This window comes from Rhodococcus sp. R1101 (genome assembly GCF_000278445.1).
Classification (GTDB): Bacteria; Actinomycetota; Actinomycetes; order Mycobacteriales; family Mycobacteriaceae; genus Rhodococcus; species Rhodococcus gordoniae.
The window spans coordinates 1-2,983 of record NZ_AJVB01000476.1 but is presented as its reverse complement, the minus strand read 5'-3'; the positions used below and the strand labels follow the sequence as shown (position 1 = coordinate 2,983).

Here is a 2,983-nt window from a genome sequence, read left to right as displayed (position 1 = left end):
GGCGGGTGTCGTCGCCGAGGCGATGGTCGCACTCGTCGTCGCGCAGGCCGCCCTCGAGAAGTTCGGCGGCGACTCGCTCGCCGAGACCGTGAGCAACATCGGCCACTACCTGAAGGGCATCGCGGCGCGGCCGCCGCGGTGATCCCATGTCGCCTCGCCTGGTACTCATCGGCCCGCCGGGAGCGGGCAAGTCGACGATCGGCCGTCGGGTCGCGAACGCACTCGACCTGCCGCTGCTCGACACCGACGCCGAGATCGAGCGCGTGACCGGCCGGACGATCCCCGAGATCTTCTCGCAGGACGGCGAACCCGCCTTCCGAGAGATCGAGGAAGAGGTGGTCGCTCGGGCCCTCGACACCCACGACGGGGTGGTGTCCCTCGGTGGGGGAGCGATCCTGTCGGACCGCACCCGTGCGCGACTCGCCGGTCAGACCGTCGTCTACCTCGAGATCAGCGTGTCGGAGGGACTGCGTCGCACCGGCGCGGTCGGAGTCGCCGGAACCCGGCCGTTGCTGGCCGGCGGCGACCCGGCCCAGAAGTACCGCGACCTCATGCGTCGTCGCCGTCCGTTGTACCGGCAGGCGGCGACCATCCGGGTGCGCACCGACGGCCGCAGCCCCGGGCGGGTCGTCCAGCAGGTGCTTGCCAAACTCGAAGCAGCGGACACCGCTACCAGCCAGACCATCAGCGAGGATCGGAGCCCCACACCGTCGACCGAACCGGTACGCATCGACGTCGAGACCGCCCAGCCCTATCCGGTGATCATCGGCCGGGGACTGCTCGGCGACGTCGTCGAAGAACTGTCCGGCACGCGGACCGTCGCGATCTTCCACCAGCCGACGCTCACCGCGACGGCGGAGGCCGTGCGGGAGGCGCTGGCCGAGACCGGCATCGACGCGCACCGCATCGAGATTCCCGACGCCGAGGACGGCAAGGAACTCGCCGTCGCCGGCTTCTGCTGGGAGGTTCTCGGCCGCATCGGGCTGACCCGCTCGGACGCCGTCGTCAGCCTCGGCGGCGGCGCCGCCACCGACCTGGCCGGATTCGTCGCCGCGACGTGGATGCGCGGTGTGCGCGTCTACCACATCCCCACCACCCTGCTGGCGATGGTCGATGCCGCGGTGGGCGGCAAGACCGGCATCAATACCGAGGCGGGGAAGAACCTCGTCGGATCGTTCCACGAACCGTCCGCGGTGTTCGTCGATCTCGCCACCCTCGAGACGGTGCCGCGCAACGAGATCGTGGCCGGTCTGGCCGAGGTCGTCAAGACCGGCTTCATCGCCGATCCGGTCATCCTCGACCTGATCGAGGAGAACCCCGAGGCCGCGCTCGATCCCGCCGGGACGGTGCTGCCCGAGCTGATCCGGCGTTCGGTCGAGGTCAAGGCGAAGGTGGTCGCGGCCGACCTCAAGGAGTCGAGCCTGCGCGAGATCCTCAACTACGGCCACACCCTCGGGCATGCCATCGAGCGTCGCGAGCGGTACCGCTGGCGTCACGGCGCCGCAGTGTCGGTGGGCCTGGTGTTCGCAGCCGAACTGGGCCGGCTCGCCGGGCGCCTCGACGACGCCACCGCCGACCGGCACCGCGCGATCCTCGAATCCGTCGGCCTGCCCACGACCTACGATCCCGACGCCTTCGGGGATCTGCTCGAGGGTATGCAGACCGACAAGAAGAACCGTGCCGGCATGCTGCGCTTCGTCGTCCTCGACGGACTCGCGAAGCCCGGCAGGCTCGAAGGACCCGATCCCACCCTGCTCGCGGCGGCCTACTCCGAGGTCGCGCGACAGGGCAAGGCCGACGCGGGAACCGTGCTGCTCTAGCAGTCACCTCGTCGACGAGGGTGGTCTCCACGACGGGTCGCGCCCGGTGAGTCCGATCAGGCGGTCCAGTGGCGACGCGTCGTCGCCCACCCGGACGGCAGGACCGAACAGACCACCCCCGTCGCCGACGCGTTCCGCCTCGGTGATGCTCTCCGCGAAGGCGGTGCACGCTGCGATCTCGTCGGACTCGCAGGTGTACGGCTGTCCCGTGGCGACCGCGAGATCCCAGCCGTGGACGACGAGTTCGTCGAGGGCGACGAGTCCGGCGACCGCCGCCGGAAGGTCGAGTCCGCCCGCGCGGGTCGTGCCCTCCCAGGCCGTGGGCTCTTTCCACGCCCGGCCGAGGTCGGCGAGCCGATCGGGTACGAGGCGACGCCAGTCCGGCTGTAGTTCGCTCGTGAGCTGCGGTGGGGTGTCGGTGTACGGTCCGTGGTCCTTGCGCGCTGCCGCCGTGAACGCGAGCGACAGTCCGAGCACATGGTCGACGAGCACCCCGACGGAAGTGTCGGAACACGGCGTCGGTCCTGTCAGCTGCGCGTCGTCGATGCCCGCCAGGATGCGCTCCATGCGGCGGGTGGCGGGAGTCAGGTCGAGCATCTCGGTGGTGTCGGTCATGGGAAGCTCCTCGAGGTCGGCTGTAGGTACCGACCGTCACCACCCGGAAAACTGAGCACCTGCCGCCTGCCGAGGGGCCTACTGCTTCGGATCGACCCTCGGGAACACCTCGGTGGGGGAGTCGTCGGTGCGCCAGGCAGGGTCGGCCTGCGCCGAACCCGCGGGCGCCGCCGCTCCCACACCTGCGGGCGCGTGGTGCTCCCGATGGACCGACCAGTCGTCGTCACGCGCGGCCTTGCGCTCGCTCCGGCGCGCGAAGAACCTGCCCGAGGTGACCGCGGCCATCGCCGGCAGGAACACCAGCAGCACGGTGAACGCGGCACCGGAGGTGATCTCGAAGAACAGGGACGTCACGCCCACCGGCACCGGGGTGACCGTATCGACGAGCCACGTGAGGACTCCGCCGACGATGGCGGTGACCGCGCCGGCGGCGAGCCAGCGCATCGTCAGGTCGTCGCCCTCGTCGGGGTCGGGATGCGCGCGGTGGTCGCGGATGCCGTCGAGACCGGCCCAGACGAACGCGGCGATCACCACCACGGCGAAGCCCA

General features: G+C 70.8%; 3 protein-coding genes and 2 pseudogenes. 3 read left to right on the top strand and 2 right to left on the bottom strand.

Going from position 1 to position 2,983, the window contains the following annotated elements; translation table 11 throughout:
• From R1101_RS30365 to aroB, 3 genes and pseudogenes are all read left to right on the top strand, one after another.
• Window positions 1-142 (top strand): annotated as a pseudogene (locus tag R1101_RS30365) (chorismate synthase); the annotation flags it as partial.
• A gap of 4 nt (window positions 143-146) precedes the next feature.
• Window positions 147-641 (top strand): annotated as a pseudogene (locus R1101_RS31160) (shikimate kinase); the annotation flags it as partial.
• Between the two features lie 42 nt (window positions 642-683).
• Window positions 684-1,820: a 3-dehydroquinate synthase gene (gene aroB, locus R1101_RS0120145; protein ID WP_026003507.1), complete on the top strand. Its 1,137-nt coding sequence runs from the start codon at window positions 684-686 to the stop codon at window positions 1,818-1,820.
• 3 nt (window positions 1,821-1,823) lie between these two features.
• Here aroB and R1101_RS0120140 read toward each other — a convergent pair whose 3' ends face one another.
• Both R1101_RS0120140 and R1101_RS27715 read right to left on the bottom strand, forming a co-directional pair.
• Window positions 1,824-2,435: a TIGR03086 family metal-binding protein gene (locus R1101_RS0120140; RefSeq protein WP_016935103.1), complete on the bottom strand. Its 612-nt coding sequence runs from the start codon at window positions 2,433-2,435 to the stop codon at window positions 1,824-1,826.
• A 78-nt stretch (window positions 2,436-2,513) separates the two neighbouring features.
• A partial coding sequence (locus R1101_RS27715) for a B-4DMT family transporter (protein WP_016935102.1) occupies window positions 2,514-2,983 on the bottom strand: 470 nt, incomplete at its 5' end.